At 38.1% G+C, this 23,266-nt stretch carries 20 protein-coding genes; all 20 read left to right on the top strand.

From position 1 onward, the window contains the following. The first annotated feature begins 9 nt into the window (after positions 1-9). The 20 genes from rplJ (at position 10) to rplB (ending at position 23,254) form a co-directional block, all read left to right on the top strand. Positions 10-510 (top strand): 50S ribosomal protein L10, encoded by a 501-nt coding sequence (gene rplJ / locus MHH98_RS21280; protein WP_038179033.1) that lies wholly within the window; start codon positions 10-12, stop codon positions 508-510. Between the two features lie 73 nt (positions 511-583). Further along, the gene (rplL, locus tag MHH98_RS21275) at positions 584-943 is read left to right on the top strand and encodes a 50S ribosomal protein L7/L12 (protein WP_038179034.1); all 360 of its coding nucleotides are present in this window, start codon (positions 584-586) and stop codon (positions 941-943) included. 77 nt (positions 944-1,020) lie between these two features. Then, positions 1,021-1,620, top strand: a complete 600-nt coding sequence (locus MHH98_RS21270) for a class I SAM-dependent methyltransferase (RefSeq protein ID WP_038179042.1) — start codon at positions 1,021-1,023, stop codon at positions 1,618-1,620. 241 nt (positions 1,621-1,861) lie between these two features. After that, a complete protein-coding gene (gene rpoB / locus MHH98_RS21265; RefSeq protein WP_179078273.1) occupies positions 1,862-5,425 on the top strand; it encodes a DNA-directed RNA polymerase subunit beta in 3,564 nt (1,187 codons plus the stop codon). Between the two features lie 130 nt (positions 5,426-5,555). Next, the gene (gene rpoC, locus MHH98_RS21260; protein WP_038179047.1) at positions 5,556-9,155 is read left to right on the top strand and encodes a DNA-directed RNA polymerase subunit beta'; all 3,600 of its coding nucleotides are present in this window, start codon (positions 5,556-5,558) and stop codon (positions 9,153-9,155) included. A 132-nt stretch (positions 9,156-9,287) separates the two neighbouring features. Further along, on the top strand, positions 9,288-9,536 hold the full coding sequence (locus tag MHH98_RS21255) for a ribosomal L7Ae/L30e/S12e/Gadd45 family protein (RefSeq protein WP_038179049.1): 249 nt from the start codon (positions 9,288-9,290) through the stop codon (positions 9,534-9,536). 100 nt (positions 9,537-9,636) lie between these two features. Next, a complete protein-coding gene (rpsL, locus tag MHH98_RS21250; protein WP_038179051.1) occupies positions 9,637-10,056 on the top strand; it encodes a 30S ribosomal protein S12 in 420 nt (139 codons plus the stop codon). Positions 10,057-10,092: 36 nt separating this feature from the next. Continuing rightward, on the top strand, positions 10,093-10,563 hold the full coding sequence (gene rpsG, locus MHH98_RS21245) for a 30S ribosomal protein S7 (RefSeq protein WP_038179053.1): 471 nt from the start codon (positions 10,093-10,095) through the stop codon (positions 10,561-10,563). A gap of 42 nt (positions 10,564-10,605) precedes the next feature. Further along, complete coding sequence (gene fusA, locus MHH98_RS21240; protein WP_038179055.1) at positions 10,606-12,684, top strand: elongation factor G; 2,079 nt, start codon at positions 10,606-10,608, stop codon at positions 12,682-12,684. 136 nt (positions 12,685-12,820) lie between these two features. Next, positions 12,821-14,008, top strand: coding sequence for an elongation factor Tu (tuf, locus tag MHH98_RS21235; RefSeq protein ID WP_038179057.1), 1,188 nt, complete (start codon positions 12,821-12,823; stop codon positions 14,006-14,008). 146 nt (positions 14,009-14,154) lie between these two features. Further along, entirely contained in the window at positions 14,155-14,838 is a 684-nt protein-coding gene (locus MHH98_RS21230) for a response regulator transcription factor (protein ID WP_038179189.1), read from the top strand. Positions 14,839-14,844: 6 nt separating this feature from the next. Beyond that, a complete protein-coding gene (locus MHH98_RS21225) occupies positions 14,845-15,870 on the top strand; it encodes a sensor histidine kinase (RefSeq protein ID WP_038179058.1) in 1,026 nt (341 codons plus the stop codon). Positions 15,871-15,969: 99 nt separating this feature from the next. Continuing rightward, positions 15,970-16,731, top strand: a complete 762-nt coding sequence (locus MHH98_RS21220) for an ABC transporter ATP-binding protein (RefSeq protein WP_038179060.1) — start codon at positions 15,970-15,972, stop codon at positions 16,729-16,731. After that, positions 16,721-18,709 (top strand): FtsX-like permease family protein, encoded by a 1,989-nt coding sequence (locus MHH98_RS21215; protein WP_038179062.1) that lies wholly within the window; start codon positions 16,721-16,723, stop codon positions 18,707-18,709. The genes MHH98_RS21220 and MHH98_RS21215 overlap by 11 nt, the downstream gene beginning before the upstream one ends. Before the next feature lie 125 nt (positions 18,710-18,834). Continuing rightward, complete coding sequence (locus tag MHH98_RS21210) at positions 18,835-20,151, top strand: Na+/H+ antiporter family protein (RefSeq protein WP_038179064.1); 1,317 nt, start codon at positions 18,835-18,837, stop codon at positions 20,149-20,151. A gap of 314 nt (positions 20,152-20,465) precedes the next feature. Next, positions 20,466-20,774, top strand: coding sequence for a 30S ribosomal protein S10 (gene rpsJ / locus MHH98_RS21205; RefSeq protein ID WP_004233624.1), 309 nt, complete (start codon positions 20,466-20,468; stop codon positions 20,772-20,774). 47 nt (positions 20,775-20,821) lie between these two features. Next, positions 20,822-21,451: a 50S ribosomal protein L3 gene (rplC, locus tag MHH98_RS21200; RefSeq protein ID WP_038179068.1), complete on the top strand. Its 630-nt coding sequence runs from the start codon at positions 20,822-20,824 to the stop codon at positions 21,449-21,451. A gap of 26 nt (positions 21,452-21,477) precedes the next feature. Next, on the top strand, positions 21,478-22,101 hold the full coding sequence (gene rplD / locus MHH98_RS21195; RefSeq protein ID WP_038179069.1) for a 50S ribosomal protein L4: 624 nt from the start codon (positions 21,478-21,480) through the stop codon (positions 22,099-22,101). Further along, positions 22,101-22,382, top strand: coding sequence for a 50S ribosomal protein L23 (gene rplW / locus MHH98_RS21190; RefSeq protein WP_038179071.1), 282 nt, complete (start codon positions 22,101-22,103; stop codon positions 22,380-22,382). Before rplD ends, rplW begins: the two co-directional genes overlap by 1 nt. A gap of 41 nt (positions 22,383-22,423) precedes the next feature. Then, positions 22,424-23,254 carry a 50S ribosomal protein L2 gene (gene rplB / locus MHH98_RS21185; RefSeq protein WP_038179073.1) on the top strand — a complete coding sequence of 277 codons (831 nt, stop codon included), beginning with the start codon at positions 22,424-22,426 and terminating at the stop codon, positions 23,252-23,254. Positions 23,255-23,266: the final 12 nt, after the last annotated feature.

The following is a 23,266-nucleotide window of genomic DNA, read 5'->3' as shown; positions in this document are numbered from 1 at the left end:
GGTGTCAAGATGAACAAAGCAGTTGAAGCTAAACAAGCTGTCGTTCAAGAAATTGCTGACAAGTTCAAAAGCGCTGCATCCGTAGTGGTTGTTGACTATCGTGGCCTTTCTGTTGCTCAAGTAACAGAACTACGTAAACAATTACGCGAAGCTGGTGTTGAATTTAAAGTATACAAAAATACTTTAGTACGCCGTGCTACTGTAGAAGTTGAACAAGAAGAACTTAATGAATTCCTTACAGGTCCAAACGCAATCGCATTCTCAACTGAAGATGTAATTGCTCCTGCTAAAATCATTAACGACTTTGCAAAAGCTAACGAACAACTTGAAATCAAAGCTGGTCTTATCGAAGGTACATTTGCATCTGCTGAAGATGTTAAAGCATTGGCAGAACTTCCATCACGCGAAGGTCTACTTTCTATGCTATTATCTGTGCTTCAAGCACCAGTACGCAATTTCGCTCTTGCAACAAAAGCTGTTGCAGAACAAAAAGAAGAGCAAGGCGCTTAATTTTAAGCGTAGCTTAATCTTCTCGGCATAATATGCCAAACAAAACTAATATTCCGTATAGGAGGAAATTATAATGAACAATGAACAAATCTTAGAAGCTATCAAAGCTATGACAGTTCTTGAATTAAACGATTTAGTAAAAGCAATCGAAGACGAATTCGGTGTTACTGCTGCTGCTCCTGTAGCTGCTGCTGGTGCTGCTGCTGGTGCAGTAGAAGAAAAAACTGAATTTGATGTAGTTCTTGCTTCTGCAGGCGAATCAAAAATTAAAGTAATCAAAGTGGTACGTGAAATCACTGGTCTTGGCTTAAAAGAAGCTAAAGAAGTAGTAGATAACGCTCCTAAAGCTATTAAAGAAGGCGTTTCTGCAGCTGACGCTGAAGAAATCAAAGCTAAACTTGAAGAAGTTGGCGCTAGCGTAGAAGTTAAATAATTTCTACTTTCTATTTGAAAAAAGCTCGTCAATTATGACGAGCTTTTTCTTCATTTTACGTGATGGAGGGCATTTTCTTGTCAGAACATTATTATTCGAAAAAACCTCAAGTCGGAAGTAATCCGAGTAAATGGAAATTCACTCTTAGGGGATTTTCTTTTATATTTGAAACAGATGCAGGGGTTTTTAGTAAAAGCGAAGTAGATTTTGGCTCCCGTGTGTTAATTGATAGTTTTGAAATGCCTAATGTTGAAGGGTGTATTTTGGATGTGGGCTGTGGCTACGGTCCGATCGGCTTGTCTATTGCAAAAAGTTATCCTGAACGGGTCATTCATATGATGGATGTTAACGAACGTGCGGTTTCATTAGCGGAGAAAAACGCTGAGGTAAACGGGGTACAAAATGTGCAGGTTTTTGAGAGCGATGGACTTTCCGCTGTTCAAGAAGAACAAGTCGCTGTCGTAATGACAAATCCTCCGATTCGCGCGGGAAAAGATACAATTTTCCGTTTTTATGATCAAGCTTTTGAAAAACTTGTGGATAACGGTGAGTTGTGGATAGTTATTCAGAAGAAGCAAGGTGCACCATCGACAATAGCGCACTTGGAAGAAAAATTTACTGAAGTAACAGTGGTAGAGAAGAAAAAAGGCTATTGGATTATCAAGGCGAAAAAATAATCTGTTAAAGTTTATAGATTGACTTGACAAATTAGCTGTGATATTATAATAAAATGCAAAAATATTAATTTGAATACGTCTGTCCTTTTGTATAAAAACTATATCAATATGGTTAGACTTTTCAAAGTTATGTTTGGTTAATCGAAAATGAGCTCTTTAACGAACTCGTTTTCTTTTTGTCTTTCGATATCATACACCATTTGTATGATTTCGCAAAGACCTATTATCGCTTTATTGAGGGGTGAATGAGTTGACAGGTCAACTAGTTCAGTACGGACAACACCGCCAGCGTAGAAGCTTTGCGCGTATTAATGAGGTGCTGGAACTTCCGAATCTAATTGAGATTCAAACCGCATCTAACGAGTGGTTTCTTGAAGAAGGTTTACGTGAAATGTTCCGCGATATTTCACCGATTGAAGACTTTACAGGGAATCTTTCACTTGAATTCGTCGACTACAGTCTCGGAGAACCGAAATATGATGTCGATGAATGTAAAGAACGCGATGTTACTTACGCTGCACCATTACGTGTAAAAGTACGTTTGCACAACAAAGAAACAGACGAAGTGAAAGAACAGGAAGTATTTATGGGTGATTTCCCACTAATGACTGAAACTGGCACTTTCGTTATCAACGGCGCAGAACGCGTTATCGTTTCACAATTAGTTAGATCACCAAGTGTATACTATCACGATAAAACAGATAAAAACGGTAAAAAAGGCTTCGGCGCAACAGTTATTCCTAACCGTGGAGCATGGTTAGAGTACGAAACAGACGCAAAAGATGTTGTCTATGTTCGTATCGACCGTACACGTAAATTACCTGTAACAGTACTTTTACGTGCATTAGGTTTTGCTTCAGACCAAGAAATCATCGAGCTTATCGGTGATAATGAATATTTACGTAATACATTAGAAAAAGATAACACTGAAAGTACTGAGAAAGCGTTGTTAGAAATTTATGAACGTCTACGCCCAGGTGAACCACCTACAGTAGAAAGCGCTAAAAATCTCTTGTACTCACGTTTCTTTGACCCAAAACGCTATGATTTAGCTAATGTTGGTCGTTATAAAATGAACAAAAAGCTTGATATTAAAAATCGCTTATTCAATCAAACAGTGGCAGAAACACTAGTTGATCCTGAAACAGGGGAAATTTTAGTTGAAGCTGGAACTTTAATCGATCGTCGTGTACTAGATCGCTTAATTCCACATTTAGAAAAGGGCATTGGTTTCCAAACGATGTCTAAAGTTGCAGGCGTTTTAGAGGGCGACGTTTTAATTCAAGAAATTAAAATCTATGCACCTAATGACGAAGCGCAAAAAGAAATTAAAGTAATCAGTAATGCGTACGTAGAAGAAGAAGTGAAACATATCACTCCTGCTGACGTAATTGCATCTGTATCTTACTTCTTCAACTTACTATATGGTGTTGGTAACACAGATGATATAGATCATTTAGGTAATCGTCGCTTACGTTCTGTAGGTGAATTATTACAAAATCAATTCCGTATCGGTTTATCTCGTATGGAACGTGTTGTACGTGAACGTATGTCGATTAACGATACACAATCTATTGTTCCACAACAATTAATCAATATTCGTCCAGTAATTGCTTCTATCAAGGAATTCTTTGGTAGTTCCCAATTATCTCAATTCATGGACCAAACAAACCCGTTAGCTGAATTAACGCACAAACGTCGTCTATCAGCTTTAGGACCTGGTGGTTTAACTCGTGAACGTGCTGGTTTCGAAGTACGTGACGTTCACTACTCGCACTATGGTCGTATGTGTCCAATTGAGACTCCTGAGGGTCCGAACATTGGTTTAATAAACTCACTTTCAAGTTTCGCGAAAGTGAATAAATTTGGCTTCATCGAAACACCTTACCGTCGCGTTGATCCTGAAACAAGCCGAGTTACTGGCCATATCGATTATTTAACTGCAGACGAAGAAGACAACTACGTAGTAGCACAAGCGAATTCAATCTTAAATCCAGATGGTTCATTTGCTAAAGAAGAAGTTGTAGGTCGTTTCCGTGGGGATAACACTATATTCAAACGTGAAAACGTTGACTACATGGACGTATCACCAAAACAAGTTGTTTCTGCTGCGACAGCATGTATTCCTTTCTTAGAAAACGATGACTCTAACCGTGCTCTAATGGGAGCGAACATGCAACGTCAAGCTGTTCCATTATTAAATCCAGAAGCGCCATTCGTTGGTACTGGTATGGAACACGTAGATGCACGTGATTCTGGTGCTGCAGTAGTTGCAAAATACCCAGGTATTGTTGAACATGTTGAAGCTCGCTCTATTCACATCCGTCGTATTGAAGAAATCGACGGTAAAGAAGTAAAAGGCGACTTAACTAAATATAAATTACAGAAATTCATTCGTTCTAACCAAGGTACAAGTTATAACCAACGTCCAATTGTTAAAGTTGGCGACCGCGTAAATCCACGTGATATTCTTGCTGATGGTCCTTCAATGGAATGTGGCGAGCTAGCACTTGGCCGTAACGTAGTAGTTGGCTTCATGACTTGGAACGGTTATAACTATGAAGATGCTGTAATCATGAGTGAACGTCTTGTTAAAGATGACGTATATACATCTGTTCATATTGAAGAATATGAATCAGAAGCTCGTGATACTAAATTAGGACCTGAAGAAATCACTCGTGATATTCCGAATGTTGGTGAAGAAGCATTACGCAATCTTGACGAACGTGGAATTATCCGTATTGGTGCTGAAGTTCATGACGGAGATATCCTTGTAGGTAAAGTAACTCCTAAAGGTGTAACTGAATTGACAGCTGAAGAACGCTTATTACATGCAATCTTCGGTGAAAAAGCACGTGAAGTACGTGATACATCACTACGTGTTCCTCATGGTGCAGGCGGTATTGTTCTTGATGTTAAAGTCTTCAATCGTGAAGATGGCGACGAATTACCTCCAGGCGTTAACCAACTTGTACGCGCATATATCGTTCAAAAACGTAAAATTCGCGTAGGGGATAAAATGGCCGGACGTCACGGTAACAAGGGTGTAATTTCTCGTATTCTTCCAGAAGAAGATATGCCATTCCTTCCAGACGGCACACCAATTGATATCATGTTAAACCCACTTGGTGTACCATCACGTATGAACATCGGTCAAGTATTAGAGCTACATTTAGGTATGGCAGCTCGCTACTTAGGCGTTCACATGGCAACACCAGTATTTGATGGTGCCAATGAAGAAGATGTTTGGGAAACAATGGAAGAAGCGGGTATGAACCGCGATGGTAAAACAATTCTTTATGATGGACGTTCAGGTGAACCTTTTGATAACCGAGTTTCTGTTGGTGTCATGTACATGATCAAACTTGCTCACATGGTTGATGATAAACTTCACGCACGTTCAACAGGACCATACTCATTAGTAACGCAACAACCATTGGGTGGTAAAGCTCAATTCGGTGGACAACGTTTCGGTGAGATGGAAGTTTGGGCTCTTGAGGCTTATGGCGCTGCTTATACTCTTCAAGAAATCTTGACAGTTAAATCCGATGACGTTGTAGGTCGTGTGAAAACATACGAAGCAATTGTTAAAGGTGAAAGTGTTCCAGAACCAGGCGTACCTGAATCATTTAAAGTATTAATTAAAGAACTTCAAAGTTTAGGTTTAGATGTGAAAATGCTAACAATTGACGACGAAGAAATTGAGCTTCGTGACATGGATGAAGATGAAGACCTTCAACCAGCAGACGCGCTTAATATCTTACCGAGCGCTGATGAAGAAGCACCAGTAGGATCTGTTGAATAATTGTAAATAACAAATAATTGAATGGCGGGCAGGTCCATTAGGGCTTGTCCAGCTTTCCAATTATCATTAAATCAATCGTCGAGCTAAGAATAAAGTCGAAAAGACTTCATACTAAAGGGAGGTAGGCTCCTTGATAGACGTTAATAATTTTGAGTATATGAAAATTGGTTTAGCTTCACCTGATAAAATCCGCTCATGGTCTTATGGAGAAGTAAAAAAACCAGAAACTATTAACTATCGTACACTCAAACCAGAAAAAGATGGTTTGTTCTGTGAACGAATTTTCGGACCTACAAAGGACTGGGAATGTCACTGCGGTAAGTACAAACGTGTACGCTATAAAGGTGTAGTTTGTGATCGTTGTGGAGTTGAAGTAACACGTGCAAAAGTACGTCGTGAGCGCATGGGTCATATTGAATTAGCTGCTCCAGTCTCACACATTTGGTATTTCAAAGGAATTCCAAGCCGTATGGGGCTTATTTTAGATATGTCTCCACGTGCATTAGAAGAAGTAATCTACTTCGCTTCTTATGTTGTAGTAGAGCCTGGCGATACTGCACTTGAGAAAAAACAATTGCTTTCAGAAAAAGAATATCGCGCGTATCGTGAAAAATACGGCAATACATTCCAAGCTGCAATGGGCGCTGAAGCAATTAAACGTCTTTTACAAGAAATCGATCTTGATAAAGAAACAGAATCTTTAAAAGAAGAACTTAAAACTGCACAAGGTCAACGCCGTACTCGTGCAATTAAACGTTTAGAAGTTGTTGAGTCATTCCGTCATTCTGGTAACCGTCCAGATTGGATGATTTTAGACGTACTACCTGTTATTCCACCAGAGCTTCGTCCAATGGTGCAATTAGATGGTGGCCGTTTTGCAACAAGTGACTTGAATGACTTATATCGTCGAGTTATTAACCGTAACAACCGTTTAAAACGTCTTCTTGATCTTGGAGCACCTGGTATTATCGTTCAAAACGAAAAACGTATGCTTCAAGAAGCGGTAGATGCTTTAATCGATAATGGTCGTCGTGGCCGTCCAGTAACTGGTCCAGGTAACCGTCCATTAAAATCTCTTTCTCATATGTTAAAAGGTAAACAAGGTCGTTTCCGTCAAAACTTACTTGGTAAACGTGTTGACTATTCAGGTCGTTCTGTAATCGTTGTAGGACCTAGCTTGAAAATGTATCAATGCGGTTTACCGAAAGAAATGGCAATCGAATTGTTTAAACCTTTCGTTATGAAAGAACTTGTTGAGCGCGGTCTTGCGCACAATATTAAATCGGCAAAACGTAAAATTGAACGTATGCACTACGAAGTATGGGATGTTTTAGAAGACATCATCCGTGAACACCCAGTATTACTTAACCGTGCACCGACTCTTCACAGACTTGGTATTCAAGCTTTCGAACCGACTTTAGTTGAAGGGAAAGCAATCCGTCTGCACCCATTAGTATGTACAGCATATAACGCTGACTTTGATGGTGACCAAATGGCGGTCCATGTTCCTCTATCAGCAGAAGCACAAGCGGAAGCACGTTTATTAATGCTTGCAGCTCAAAATATCTTGAACCCTAAAGATGGTAAGCCAGTTGTTACACCATCTCAAGATATGGTACTAGGTAACTACTATCTAACTCTTGAACGTAAAGGGGCTCGAGGCGAAGGCGCTGTATTCTATGGTCCTGAAGAATTAATGGTTGCTTATGAAAACCATGAAGTCCACTTGCATACACGTATCGCTATTAAAGCTTCATCATTGAATAATCAAACATTTACGGAAGAACAAAATAGCAAGTTGTTATTAACTTCAGTTGGTAAGGTAATATTTAATGAAATTTTACCGGAATCATTCCCGTACATTAATGAACCAACGATTACTAACTTGCAAGTTGAAACACCAGCTAAATATTTTGTTCCTACAAATACTGATGTTAAAAAATATTTATCAGAAGTTGATCCAGTTAAACCATTTACGAAGAGCTATTTAGGTAAAGTTATTGCTGAAGTATTTGCTAACTTCCACATTACTGAAACTTCTAAAATGCTTGACCGTCTTAAAGATCTTGGATTCAAATATGCAACTAGAGCTGGTATTACAATCGGGATCTCAGATATCCTAGTATTACCAGACAAACAAGAGATTCTTGAAGAAGCTCAAGAAAAAGTTGATAAAGTATTGAAACAGTTCCGTCGTGGTTTAATTACAGAAGAAGAACGTTACGATCGTGTAATCTCTTATTGGAGTGCAGCGAAAGACGTAATCCAAGAGAAACTTATGAAGTCATTAGATAGCTTTAACCCTATCTTCATGATGAGTGACTCTGGTGCCCGTGGTAATGCATCTAACTTTACTCAACTTGCTGGTATGCGTGGTCTGATGGCCAATCCAGCTGGTCGTATTATCGAACTTCCAATCAAGTCTTCATTCCGTGAAGGTTTAACAGTATTGGAATACTTCATCTCTACACATGGTGCTCGTAAAGGTCTTACCGATACAGCACTTAAAACGGCCGATTCAGGTTACCTTACTCGTCGTCTAGTTGACGTAGCACAAGATGTTATTGTACGCGAAGATGACTGTGGTACTGACCGTGGTTTAACAATAGGTTCATTAAAAGAGGGTACAGAAGTAATCGAAGCTCTTGAAGAACGTATTCTTGGCCGTTATGTTAAGAAAACAATTCGTCATCCAGAAACAAATGAAGTTATGGTTGAAAGAAATGCATTAGTAACACCAGAACTAGCTCGTAAAGTAATTGAAGCAGGAATTGAAGAAGTAACAATCCGCTCAGCATTTACATGTAACACTAAACATGGTGTATGTAAAAAATGTTACGGCATGAACTTAGCGACTGGTGATAAAGTTGAAGTCGGCGAAGCAGTTGGTATTATCGCAGCTCAATCTATCGGTGAGCCAGGTACACAGTTAACAATGCGTACTTTCCATACAGGTGGGGTAGCAAGTAGCGATATTACACAAGGTCTTCCACGTATCCAAGAGATTTTCGAAGCGCGTAACCCTAAAGGTCAAGCGGTTATTACGGAAATCGCAGGTACTGTAGTTGACATTGACGAAATTCGTGAAGGTCAAAAAGAAATTACAATTCAAGGTACAGTAGAAACTCGTAAATATTTGGCTCCGTACAATGGTCGTATTATAGTACAAGTTAACGATCAAGTTCACCACGGACAAACGCTTACTGAAGGTTCTATCGATCCAAAAGAATTGATTAAAGTAACTGATGTAGCAACAGTTCAAGAATACTTATTGAAAGAAGTTCAAAAAGTATATCGTATGCAAGGTGTAGAAATTGGAGACAAACATATCGAAGTAATGGTTCGCCAAATGCTTCGTAAAGTGCGTGTAATTGAAGCTGGTGAAACAGATGTTCTTCCAGGCTCGTTACTTGATATTCACCAATTCTCTGAAGCCAATGCAGAGGCGTTGTTAAATGGGAAACTTCCAGCAACATGTCGTCCTCTTATCCTTGGTATCACTAAAGCTTCTCTTGAAACTGAATCATTCTTATCTGCAGCATCATTCCAAGAAACAACTCGTGTGTTAACGGATGCAGCTATTAAAGGTAAGCGTGATGAACTTCTAGGACTGAAAGAAAATGTAATCCTAGGTAAACTTGTTCCTGCTGGTACAGGTATGCAACGTTATCGCCAAATCAAAATTGAGGACAGCGAAATTGAAGATGCTGAACCAGCGTTTGCTGATTAATAAAATGATCCGGGAAGAAGCGTTTTTCGCTTCTTCTCGGAATTTTTATGATTTTAATTGACAATAAATACTTTGAATGATAATATATTTTAGGTTGATAGTTGATTGTCTATCATTTCGGAGGATATGCAAATGTCTTATGAAAAAGTCAAAAAGGCTAAAAAAACAATCATCGGTACTAAGCAAGCAGTAAAAGCAATATATACTGGTCATGTTACTGAAATTTTCGTTGCTCTAAATGCAGATGATCGAATTACCACGCATGCGGTGCAATTAGCACAAAAAAATGGTATTCCCATTGTATTTGTAGACTCGAAAAAAGAACTTGGTAGAGCCTGCGGAATTCAAGTAGGTGCTGCAGTTGTTGCAATTACTGAATGATGGTTTTTGTGTATGATACACAAAGACTTTGTTTTTTACCTAAAAATGAACCACCTGGATGTGTGGATTTAAACTGAAGATATGAAGGGAGGAAAAACCGATGCCTACAATTAACCAATTAGTACGTAAGCCTCGCCAATCCAAAAGTAAGAAATCAAACTCACCTGCGTTAAACAAAAGTTATAACAGCTTCCAAAAAGCTCTAACTGATGTTAACTCACCACAAAAACGCGGTGTTTGTACACGTGTTGGTACAATGACACCTAAAAAACCTAACTCAGCGTTACGTAAATACGCTCGTGTACGTTTAACAAACCAAATTGAGGTTAACGCTTATATTCCTGGTGAAGGCCACAACTTACAAGAACACAGTGTTGTACTTATTCGTGGAGGTCGTGTAAAAGATTTACCAGGTGTACGTTATCACATCGTTCGTGGTGCGCTTGATACTGCTGCAGTATCTGGCCGTATGCAATCTCGTTCTCTATATGGTGCTAAAAGACCAAAAGAAAAAAAATAAATAAAATTCAAGCTCTAATCGAAAGGAGGAAAACACATGCCTCGTAAAGGTCCTGTTTCCAAACGTGACGTGTTACCAGATCCAATTTATAATTCAAAACTAGTAACTCGTTTAATTAATAAAATGATGGTAGATGGTAAAAGAGGTACTTCTCAAAAGATTTTATACGGTGCGTTCGAATTAGTTAAAGAACGTTCTGGTAACAATCCAATTGAAGTATTTGAAGCTGCATTAAACAACGTAATGCCAGTTCTTGAAGTTCGTGCTCGCCGTGTAGGTGGTACTAACTATCAAGTACCAGTAGAAGTACGTCCAGAACGTCGTACAACTCTTGGTCTTCGTTACCTAGTAAACTACTCTCGTCTTCGTGGCGAAAAAACTATGGAAGAACGTCTAGCTAACGAAATTTTAGATGCTTCTAACAACACTGGTGCGTCAGTTAAAAAACGTGAAGATATGCACAAAATGGCAGAAGCAAATAAAGCATTTGCTCACTACCGTTGGTAATATAAAATCGGCTTAACCCCAATATGGAAGGAGAAATTTCCTATGAAACGCGAATTCTCACTTGAGAATACTCGTAATATTGGGATCATGGCTCACATTGATGCTGGTAAAACAACAACAACTGAGCGTATCCTTTATTACACTGGTAAGATTCACAAAATCGGTGAAACTCATGAAGGTGCTTCTCAAATGGACTGGATGGAGCAAGAGCAAGAACGTGGTATTACAATCACTTCTGCAGCAACAACAGCCCAATGGGAAGGCCACCGTGTAAATATCATCGATACTCCTGGACACGTAGACTTCACTGTAGAAGTAGAACGTTCATTACGCGTACTTGACGGTGCTGTAACAGTACTTGATGCTCAATCTGGTGTTGAGCCTCAAACTGAAACTGTTTGGCGTCAAGCTACAACATATGGTGTTCCACGTATTGTATTCATTAACAAAATGGATAAAACAGGAGCGGATTTCTTATATTCTGTAGGAACTCTTCATGAGCGTTTACAAGCAAACGCTCACCCTGTTCAATTACCAATCGGCGCTGAAGATCAGTTCTCTGCTATCATCGACTTAGTTGAAATGAAAGCTACTTTCTACGGCGACGAAAAAGGTACAGCAGTAACTGAAGGAGAAATTCCTGAAGAACACCGCGAACTAGCTGAAGAATACCGTGAGAAATTAATCGATGCTGTTGCAAGTGTTGATGAAGAAATCATGGAAAAATATTTAGAAGGCGAAGAAATTACTGTTGCTGAACTTAAAGCGGCTATCCGTCGTGCTACGATCGCAGTAGAATTTTACCCAGTAATCTGTGGTACAGCATTCAAACACAAAGGCGTACGCCCTATGTTAAATGCAGTTATCGATTACTTACCATCTCCATTAGATGTACCAGCAATCAAAGGTACAGATATTGATGGTGACGTGGAATTAGAACGTCATCCTTCTGATGAAGAGCCATTCTCAGCTCTTGCATTCAAAGTTATGACTGACCCATTCGTAGGTAAATTAACTTTCTTCCGTGTGTACTCTGGAACATTAGATTCAGGTTCATACGTACAAAACTCTTCTAAAGGTAAACGTGAACGCGTAGGTCGTATCCTACAAATGCACGCTAACTCTCGTGAAGAAATCTCTAAAGTGTATGCTGGGGACATCGCAGCAGCAGTAGGTCTTAAAGATACTACTACTGGTGATACTCTATGTGACGAGAAAAACCTAGTTATTCTTGAATCAATGGAATTCCCTGAGCCAGTAATCTCACTTTCTGTAGAACCAAAATCTAAAGCAGACCAAGATAAAATGGGTCAAGCTTTACAAAAACTACAAGAAGAAGATCCAACTTTCCGTGCTCACACTGACACTGAAACTGGTCAAACAATCATCTCTGGTATGGGTGAGCTTCACCTTGATATCTTAGTTGACCGTATGCGCCGTGAATTCAAAGTAGAAGCTAACGTAGGTGCTCCAATGGTATCTTACCGTGAAACATTCCGTGGCTCTGCAAAAGTTCAAGGTAAATTCACTCGCCAATCTGGTGGTCGTGGACAATACGGAGATGTTACGATTGAGTTCTCTCCAAATGAAGAAGGTAAAGGCTTTGAATTCGAAAACGCTATCGTTGGTGGTGTAGTACCTCGTGAATACATTCCTGCAGTAGAACAGGGTCTTCGTGACTCTCTTGACCGCGGTGTAGTTGCTGGATACCCACTAATCGACATTAAAGCGAAATTAGTATTCGGTTCTTACCATGACGTTGACTCGAATGAGATGGCGTTCAAAATTGCTGCATCTATGGCTCTTAAAGAAGCTGCGAAACAATGTAACGCTGTTATCTTAGAACCAATGATGAAAGTTGAAGTTGTAATTCCAGAAGAATATCTTGGTGATATCATGGGTAACATTACTGCTCGTCGCGGACGCGTTGAGGGTATGGATGCTCGCGGTAACTCTCAAGTAGTTCGTGCAATGGTTCCACTATCTGAAATGTTCGGATATGCTACAACTTTACGTTCTGGTACACAAGGTCGCGGTGTATTCTCTATGACATTTGATCATTATGAAGAAGTGCCAAAATCAATTGCTGCCGAAATCATCAAAAAAAATAAAGGTGAATAATTTCTAAGTTGAATTTTCACTCTAATTAAAGTATAAATAACTTGTATGCTATATATGGAAGAGGATAGGGCCCTATTCTCTGAAATATATGACTATAAAACTAAAATTATAAACATTATTGAGGAGGCATTTTCTAATGGCTAAAGAAAAATTTGACCGTTCTAAAACGCATGCTAACATTGGTACAATCGGACACGTTGACCATGGTAAAACAACTTTAACTGCTGCAATCGCTACAGTTCTTTCTAAAAAAATGGGTGGAGAAGCTAAGTCATACGCTGATATCGACAACGCTCCAGAAGAAAAAGAACGTGGTATCACAATCAATACTTCTCACGTAGAATACGAAACTGATACTCGTCACTACGCTCACGTAGACTGCCCAGGACACGCCGATTATGTTAAAAACATGATCACTGGTGCTGCTCAAATGGATGGCGGTATCTTAGTAGTATCTGCTGCTGATGGTCCAATGCCACAAACTCGTGAACACATCCTTTTATCTCGTCAAGTAGGTGTTCCATACCTAGTAGTATTCATGAACAAATGTGATATGGTTGACGACGAAGAACTACTTGAATTAGTAGAAATGGAAGTTCGTGACCTATTATCTGAATATGATTTCCCAGGCGATGATCTTCCTGTAATTAAAGGTTCTGCTCTTAAAGCTCTTGAAGGCGAAGCAGAATGGGAAGAAAAAATCGTTGAATTAATGGATGCTGTTGATTCTTATATCCCAACTCCAGAACGTCAAACTGACAAACCATTCATGATGCCAGTAGAGGATGTATTCTCTATCACTGGTCGTGGTACAGTTGCAACTGGCCGTGTTGAACGTGGTCAAGTTAAAGTCGGCGACGTAGTAGACATCGTTGGTATTGCTGAAGAAGCTAAACAAACAACTGTAACAGGTGTTGAAATGTTCCGTAAATTATTAGACTACGCTGAAGCTGGAGACAACATTGGTGCTCTTCTTCGTGGTGTAGCTCGTGAAGATATCCAACGTGGACAAGTACTTGCTAAACCAGGTTCAATCACTCCACACACAGACTTCAAAGCTGAAGTTTATGTTCTTTCTAAAGAAGAGGGTGGACGTCATACTCCATTCTTCTCAAACTACCGTCCTCAGTTCTACTTCCGTACAACTGACGTAACTGGTGTTTGTAATCTTCCTGAAGGCGTAGAAATGGTTATGCCTGGAGATAACATCGAAATGACTGTTTCTTTAATCTCTCCTATCGCTCTTGAAGAAGGTACTAAGTTCTCTATCCGTGAGGGTGGACGTACTGTAGGCGCTGGCGTTGTAGCTTCAATCACTAAGTAATTTCTATTACTTTTTTTAAAACCATCTCGTGACGACGAGATGGTTTTTTTGTTTATAAATTTATTAAAGTTTTCCCTTTTATTGGAGAAAACTTTTTTTATTTGAGCTATTTCTTGTACAATATAGTAGGAGAGGGTGAATGTATGATAAAAGTTTTTATTATTGAAGATGATCAGGCTATTTTTGATATAATTCGAGAAAGATTCAGTCAGTGGTCTATGGAAGTTACAAAACCGGGGGATTTCCAAAAAGTGATGGAAAGCTTTCATGATACAACTCCGCAACTAGTTGTTATTGATATTCAGTTGCCTGCATTTGATGGTTTCCACTGGTGTCGTGAAATTCGCCATATTTCAAAAGTGCCGATTATCTTTTTATCTTCACGAGACCATCCTATGGACCAAGTTATGGCTATGCAAATGGGCGCAGATGATTTTATACAAAAACCATTTAATATGGATGTACTGTTAGCTAAAGTACAAGCCCTTGTAAGGAGGACGTACGATTATAAACAAGAAAGACTACATACGATAATATGGAATGGAGCTACCATTGATTATTCAAGAGGTACCATTTTTCAACAAGAACGTTTAGTTGAATTAACTAAAAATGAATTGTTTATTTTAAGAATTTTAATTGAACATTTAAATCAAATTGTATCTCGTGATGAATTAATGAGAAAGCTATGGGATGATGAACGGTTTGTTAATGACAATACGTTATCAGTTAATGTGAATCGTTTGCGCTTAAAGCTTGAAGAAATTGGATTGGAAGATGTTATTCTTACAAAAAAAGGACTGGGCTATATGGCTATTACCAAGGAGGTCTGATTTGTAGTGTTTTTAATATTTCTTAAGGAAAGAAGGTCGTGGATTCTTTTTTTTATAGTCATTCAGCTGTGGTTAAATTTAGTGCTTTTTTTAGATGTGGGATTATCTAGTGTATCAGCAGTTTATCTTAATTTAACTAATACAGTCTTATTTATAGTGTTTTTAATGTGGCGATATTTAAAAGAGACCAAATCAATTCGTAGACTGAAACATTTCCTGGGAAATGATTTAGATATAGAAAGTGTTCTTCCTGCTCGTTCAGAAAAATTATCGAGTTTTGAAACAGTATTTTTCGATGTGATTGAAAATGTAGAAGTAATAAGACAAGAACAAATAAACAATGTACATGTTGAGTTTTCAGAAGATAAGGATAGAGCATTAGGCTGGATTCATGAAGTGAAGACACCTTTAACTGCGATGAAGCTTTTGATTGACTCATTAGAAGAAAATAATTTAAAGAAACGTCTTGAAATTGAATGGTTAAGAATTCATTTGCTACTCGATCAAGAATTACATCATATTAGACTTTCTTCAATTGAGAATGACAACAGGATAGAGATAATATCGATTAGGCAAACAATACTGAGAGAGATTAAGAATTTGCAAACTTGGTGTATTGAGAAAGGTATTGGCTTTGATATTCAAAATCTTGATGCTGAAGTACTGACTGATCAAAAATGGACATCCTTTATTATACGTCAATTACTTTCTAATGCAGTGAAATATAGTAATGATAATTCAGATATACAGATATACGCATCAAAGGATTTAGACGGTCATGTATATCTATATATTAAAGACTCAGGTATAGGGATTAGCCAAGCTGACTTGCCACGCATTTTTAATAAGTCTTTCACCGGTGAAATTGGTCGACATCAGACTGCATCAACTGGAATGGGGTTATATTTGGCCAAAAATGCAGCATCAAAATTAGGTATCCAAATATTTGTACAATCTGAAGAGAACGTCGGGACAGTCTTTTCCTTACGTTTTCCTTTGAAAAATGAGTTCGTTAAAATCATGAGTAGATGACGAAAATGTCACCTACTCTTTTTGTTTGTCATGTTAATCAAACGATTCTTTTTTTAAAATTCTATAGAATGGTCATATAAGCGAGAGGGAGGAAATGTAATGGCTATTTTAAAAGCACGTAAAGTTAAAAAAGTATATGGACGTAAATTAACTGCTCAAGAAGTCTTGAAGGGTATTGATATAGAGGTTAATGAAGGAGAATTTGTTGGTATCATGGGTCCATCAGGTTCTGGAAAGACGACTTTGTTAAATGTTCTATGTTCGATCGATAATGCGACGGAAGGTGTCATAGAAATTGACGGTAATGATTTAAGGAAGATGAAAGAGAAAGAACTATCGAAGTTTCGCAGGGAACAATTAGGTTTTATCTTTCAAGACTATAACTTATTAGATACATTAACTGTGAAAGAGAATATATTACTACCTCTATCTATTAGTAAAGTATCGAAATCTGAAGCTGAGAGTCGCTTCAATACATTAACAGATTTATTAGATATACGTGAATTGGCTAATAAATATCCGAATGAAATATCGGGTGGGCAAAAACAAAGGACATCTGCGGCACGTGCCCTCATTTCTAATCCGTCCATCGTTTTTGGGGATGAGCCAACAGGTGCACTAGATTCAAAATCAGCTACAGCTCTTCTAGAAAACTTAGCTACTATTAATGAAAAGCAAAGGGTGACAATTATGATGGTTACCCATGATCCAGTGGCAGCAAGTTTTTGTAGTCGAGTATTGTTCTTGAAAGACGGCCAACTCTATACAGAGCTATATAAAGGTGAAAAAAATCGTAAAATGTTCTTCCAAGAAATTATGAATACGCAAGGTGTCTTAGGCGGTGACGGTTATGACGATTAGTCAACTTGTACTCAGAAGTATGAAAAAGAATATTACACACTATTATTTATACTTTTTTGCGCTGATCTTTAGTGTGACATTGTACTTTTCATTTGTGACTTTGCAATTTAACCCAAGTATTTTAGAAATGACAAAGGAAAGTCCAACAGGTACAGCAGGGTTTAAAGCTGCCTCGGTTATGTTAGTTTTCATTGTGACGTTTTTTGTAATTTACGCAAATCATTTATTTATGAAACGTAGAAGTAAGGAAATTGGTTTATATCAATTGATTGGTATGTCTAAGGGAGTAGTTGTCCGTCTATTATCAATTGAAAATATGCTGTTATGGTCTGGTGCAACGGCTATAGGCGTAAGTATTGGTTTTTTAACATCACGGGTATTTGCAATGATTCTATTAAAGCTAATTACTAAAGAGGCACTTGTGGAAATTGCATTTTCTTCACAGGCACTTTTTCAAACACTTGTTGTTTTCTTAATTTTATTAATAGTAATAACCATTCAAACTATTTTCGTGATTCGTCGTTCAACTTTACTTGATTTGTTTTCTGCAAGTAAAAAGGGTGATACGCGTGTGAAACGTTTTGGATTGTTTCAAATGTTATTAGGTCTAGTAGGCTTAGTATTAATTACCTTTGGATATTATAAATCAGCACATTTATTTGATTTTGATTCCGCCACTATTAATCAGTTAGTAATAAAGATGATTATAATATTGGCTTCCACTATTACAGGGACTTTCTTCGTTTTCCGTTTTTCAGTATCTTTAATTATGAATATTATTCGTAAAGGAAAGAAAGGGCACTTATCATTAACTGACGTATTGGCATTAACGCCTATTATGCATCGTATGAAAGGGAATGCGAAGTCTTTAACGCTTATTACAGTAATGACTGCTGTTGCTTTAGCTATTATGTCCTTGTCTTATATTGCGTATTACTCAGCAGGTGCAAGTGCTAAGCAATATGTTCCATTTGATGTCATAACTTTAAATGAACAAAATAAAATGTTTGAAGAACACCTAAGCAATGAAAATATAATCTATAAAAAATATGAGTTTTCCTTGTTGAATGTAGATATTGATATTTCAAGCTTGATGAAGAAACCTATATCTAGTGATATTAAAGAAAATATACGACTTGATTCCATAGTGACAAAGTTAAGCGATATGAAGAAAGTCTACCCTAAAGCTAGTTTAAAAGAGGGTGAAGCTTATCTAGTAGGATATAGCGGTATGCTTGCAGAATTAATGCCTCTAGAAGTTGGTAAGTCTATGACTGTGCATACAACAGAAGGCAAATCAAAACTAAAAATGATCGGACTTGAAAAGGCGGGTATTATTACAAGTCAACTTTCATATGGTAGTGCAGCTATTGTTGTAACAGACCAATATTTCGATAAGTTATCAACAGATTCCGAAATTCAGAAGAACTCCATTTGGTATGAGCAAGAAGGTTACTCATTTGAAGAAAAAGATTTGGAGAAGGTTCAAGGAATATATATAAAGACAACCAATGGTGGGAAATTCACTACAAAGGATACAAAGGGGAAAGAAAAACAATTTTTTGCATGGACTCAGGAAGGTAATAAAACTGATGCATTAGAATTATGGGGTAATGTCATTTTCATTACAGCATTCCTCGGTCTCGCATTCTTACTGGCAACGGGCAGTGTTTTATACTTCAAGCAAATGTCCGATGCAGAAGATGAAAGAGAGTCTTATACAGTTCTTCGTAAAATCGGCTTTACGAAGTCAGAGATTATGAAGGGAATTTATATGAAGCAAGCTTTTAACTTCGGTGTACCACTTCTAATTGGGTTACTACACAGTTATTTTGCGGTTAAATCAGGCTGGATGCTATTTGGTACAGAGTTAACAACACCATTAATTCTGACAATGAGTATTTACGCGTTACTTTATTCGGTATTTGCATTGTTGTCTGTTACGTATTACCGCAAAGTTGTAAATGAAAGTTTATAATTACAGAAAAAATCCCATGTAGAGTATTACTTTATGTGGGATTTTTTTATTGACATTAATAATTAATCTACTTATAATTACTTTATCGAACTAGAGAACTAGAGTATGAAAGTGAAGTGTGAATTATGAATGCAGTAATTATAGCGATAGCTGTCATGTTGATATTAAGCTTATTACGTATAAATGTTGTTCTTTCACTTGTATTAGGTGCGTTTGCAGGTGGCCTAACAAGTGGTATGGGAATTTCTAAAACTGTAGAAACATTTACAGAAGGGTTAGGTGCAGGGGCAACAATAGCTTTGAGTTACGGATTATTAGGTGGTTTTGCAATCGCCATTTCAAAAACAGGAATTCCAGAGTTAATGATTGCTTCGATTCTGAAACTTTTAAATAAAAACGGTGCAAGCAATAAACAAGGATTAGTGAAGGCTTTAATCTTCTTTTTAATTTTTGCAATGGCCGTATTCTCTCAAAACTTAATTCCGATTCATATAGCATTTATTCCGTTATTAATTCCGCCAATTTTGAAAATCCTAAATATGCTTGAAGTAGATCGCCGAATTATCTCAACAATTATTGCAGTTGGTTTAGTGGGCACATATAGTTTTGTACCTTCAGGATTCGGTTCTATTTTCCAAGAGATTATAGCGACTCAAGTAACGAAGGCTGGCATGGAAGTATCCGTAAGTGATGTTCCTATTGCAATGGCTATTCCGGTGTTAGGTATGCTTATTGGTTTAGTTGTTGCATTATTCTTCTATCGTAAACCTCGACGCTACGAAGAAGCGGGTGTTGAAACATCTCCTTTAGAACTAAAGGTTAGCAAAAGAGTGATTATTTCAACTATCATTGCATTAATTGCAGCTCTCTATACACAGATTACAACTGATTCTATGATTGTTGGTGCATTTGCAGGTATTACCATTATGTACGTTACTGGAGCTTTAAAATGGAGAGAAGCGGATGAAGTTTTAACAGATGGAATGCGCATGATGTCATTTATCGGATTTGTTATGATTGCAGCAAACGGCTTTGCATCTGTTATAAATGCAACAGGAGATATAGATAGCCTTATTAACAGTTCATTAAGTATTTTAGAAGGTAATACTAGCTTAGCGGTATTGGTAATGCTAATTATTGGTTTAATCGTGACGATGGGGATAGGTTCATCTTTTGCAACAATTCCAATTATAGCGACGTTATTTGTACCGTTATCTGTTGAACTAGGATTAAGTCCATTAGCGATTATGTGTTTGATTGGAACAGCAGGTGCTTTAGGAGATGCTGGATCGCCTGCATCAGATACGACACTCGGACCAACTGCGGGTCTAAATGTTGACGGTCAGCACAATCATATTTGGGATACATGTGTACCAACATTTATCTTCGTAAATATTCCACTCATCATCTTTGGCTGGATTGCTTGTGTATTTTTCTTATAATAGTAAGGATGCAATTCGAATTGAATTGCATCCTTTTTTATTACATATAATTTGCAATATAGCTGTATTTTTTATATACTTGGAATCTGCTGAAGAGCAAAAGATGAGGATAACATAGAATAAACGTGACATTGAAAAGAGTTTAGCAAAAAGACTTGCTTATTCTTTTTTTTATGTGTATAATATCAAATGTTGGTCTTCGACTGCGATGAAGCGGGAGGTTGCCGACACACCCGGCCGCATTGCCATGGCGCGTGTGACGGAGAAATTTCCGTGGAGAATGTCTAGGAAATAGGCGAAAAGGAGGGAAAATAATGGCAAAACAAAAGATCCGTATCCGTTTGAAAGCATATGATCATAGAATTCTTGATCAATCTGCTGAGAAAATTGTGGAAACTGCTAAACGTTCAGGTGCAAGTGTATCAGGTCCGATTCCACTTCCAACTGAAAAATCGGTGTACACAATTCTGCGTGCCGTGCATAAGTACAAAGATTCTCGTGAGCAATTCGAGATGCGTACTCATAAACGTCTGATCGATATCGTTAACCCAACACCACAAACTGTTGACGCGTTAATGAAACTTGATTTACCATCTGGCGTTGATATTGAAATCAAACTTTAATGGTAAAAATGAAAATAGAAAAACAATAATCACAGGAGGTGTGACAAATGACCAAAGGAATCTTAGGTAGAAAAATCGGTATGACGCAAGTTTTTGCTGAGAACGGTGATTTAATTCCTGTAACTGTAGTTGAAGCTACTCCAAACGTAGTTCTTCAAAAGAAATCAGTTGATACAGATGGTTACGAAGCGATCCAAATCGGTTTCGAAGATAAGCGTGAAAAGCTTTCTAACAAACCTGAAAAAGGACACGTAGCTAAAGCAAGCACTGCTCCTAAGCGCTTCATCCGCGAAATCCGCGATGTAAACTTAGCTGAGTACGAGGTTGGTCAAGAAGTCAAAGTTGAAATTTTCGCAGAAGGCGATGTAGTAGATGTAACAGGTGTTACTAAGGGTAAAGGTTTCCAAGGTGTTATTAAACGCCACGGACAATCTCGTGGTCCTATGTCCCACGGTTCTCGTTACCACCGTCGTCCTGGTTCAATGGGTCCAGTTGCTCCGAACCGCGTATTCAAACAAAAGAAATTACCTGGTCAAATGGGTGGCGGAGTTGTTACAATCCAAAACTTAGAAATCGTAAAAGTTGACGTTGAACGCAACTTACTACTTATTAAAGGTAATGTTCCTGGTTCTCGTAAAGCATTAGTAACAGTAAAAGCTGCTATTAAAGCTAACTAACTTACCGAAGAAAGGAGGAAACAGGAATGACAAAAGTATCTTTGCTTAGTCAAACGGGTTCTTCTGTTGGTGAAATCGAATTAAACGATGCAATCTTCGGAATTGAACCAAACCAAAACGTGTTATTCGACGCAGTAATCGCTCAACGCGCTTCATTACGTCAAGGTAACCATAAAGTAAAAAACCGTTCTGAAGTTGCTGGTGGTGGTCGTAAACCATGGAAGCAAAAAGGAACAGGCCGTGCTCGTCAAGGTTCTATTCGCTCTCCACAATGGCGTGGTGGTGGTGTAGTATTCGGTCCAGTACCTCGTAGCTATAGCTACAAACTACCGAAAAAAGTACGTCGTTTAGCTCTTAAATCAGCTCTATCTGCTAAAGTATTAGAAACTAATTTCTTAGTATTAGATGCTCTTAAACTAGACGCACCAAAAACTAAAGATTTCGTAAAAGTTCTTAAAGATCTTTCAATCGAATCTAAAGCATTATTCGTAACTGCTAATTTAGATGAAAACGTAGCATTATCTGCTCGTAACATCCAAGGCGTTACTGTTGTACCAGCTGCTGGTATTAACGTTCTTGATCTTTTAGGTCACGAAAAAGTAGTTTTCACTAAAGCTGCTGTAGAAAAAGTTGAGGAGGTGCTTGGTTAATGGAAGCACGTGATATTTTAAAACGTCCTGTCATTACTGAGCGTTCTTCAGAACTAATGGCAGAAAACAAATATACATTTGAAGTTGACACTCGTGCCAACAAAACTGAAGTTAAAGACGCTGTTGAATCTATCTTTGGTGTTAAAGTTGAGAAAGTAAACATCATGAACTACAAAGGTAAATACAAACGCGTAGGTAAATTCGGTGGTTATACAAACAAACGCCGTAAAGCAATCGTTAAATTAGTTGCTGGCAACGAAATCGAATTATTCGAAATGTAATTTTCGTTCATAATTGAACAATAAAGAAGGAGGGAACTCAAATGGCGATTAAAAAGTATAAGCCTACCTCAAATGGTCGTCGTAACATGACGTCATCTGACTTTGCTGAAATCACAACTAACAAGCCTGAGAAATCATTGTTAGAGCCGACTAAACGCAAAGCTGGTCGTAATAACCAAGGTAAAATCACTGTTCGTCATAATGGTGGTGGCCATAAACGCCAATATCGTGTCATCGATTTCAAACGTTTGAAAGATGGCATTCCAGGACGCGTTGCTACTATCGAATATGATCCAAACCGTTCTGCAAACATCGCATTAATTAATTATGCAGATGGTGAAAAACGCTACATCCTAGCACCTAAAGGTCTAGTTGTAGGAATGACAATTATTTCAGGTGCAGATGTTGATATTAAAGTAGGTAACGCGTTACCACTTGAAAATATTCCAATGGGTACTACAATCCATAACATCGAAATGAAACCTGGTAAAGGTGGACAATTAGTACGTTCTGCTGGTACATCAGCTCAAATCCTTGGTAAAGAGGGTAAATACGTAATAGTTCGTCTTCAATCTGGCGAAGTTCGCATGATTCTTGCTACTTGCCGTGCTACAATCGGTCAAGTTGGTAACGAACAACACGAATTAATCAACATCGGTAAAGCAGGTCGTACTCGTTGGTTAGGCAAACGCCCAACTGTACGTGGATCTGTAATGAACCCGAACGATCACCCACACGGTGGTGGTGAAGGACGTTCTCCAATCGGACGTAAATCACCAATGACACCATGGGGTAAACCAGCTCTTGGTTATAAAACTCGTAACAAGAAAAACAAATCCGACAAACTTATCATTCGTCGTCGTAAAAAATAAAGTGATTAGACT

It is taken from the genome of Viridibacillus sp. FSL H8-0110 (genome assembly GCF_038003565.1).
GTDB lineage: Bacteria > Bacillota > Bacilli > Bacillales_A > Planococcaceae > Viridibacillus > Viridibacillus arenosi.
Note: the sequence above shows the minus strand (reverse complement) of the source record. Positions and strands in the feature narration are given on the sequence as shown.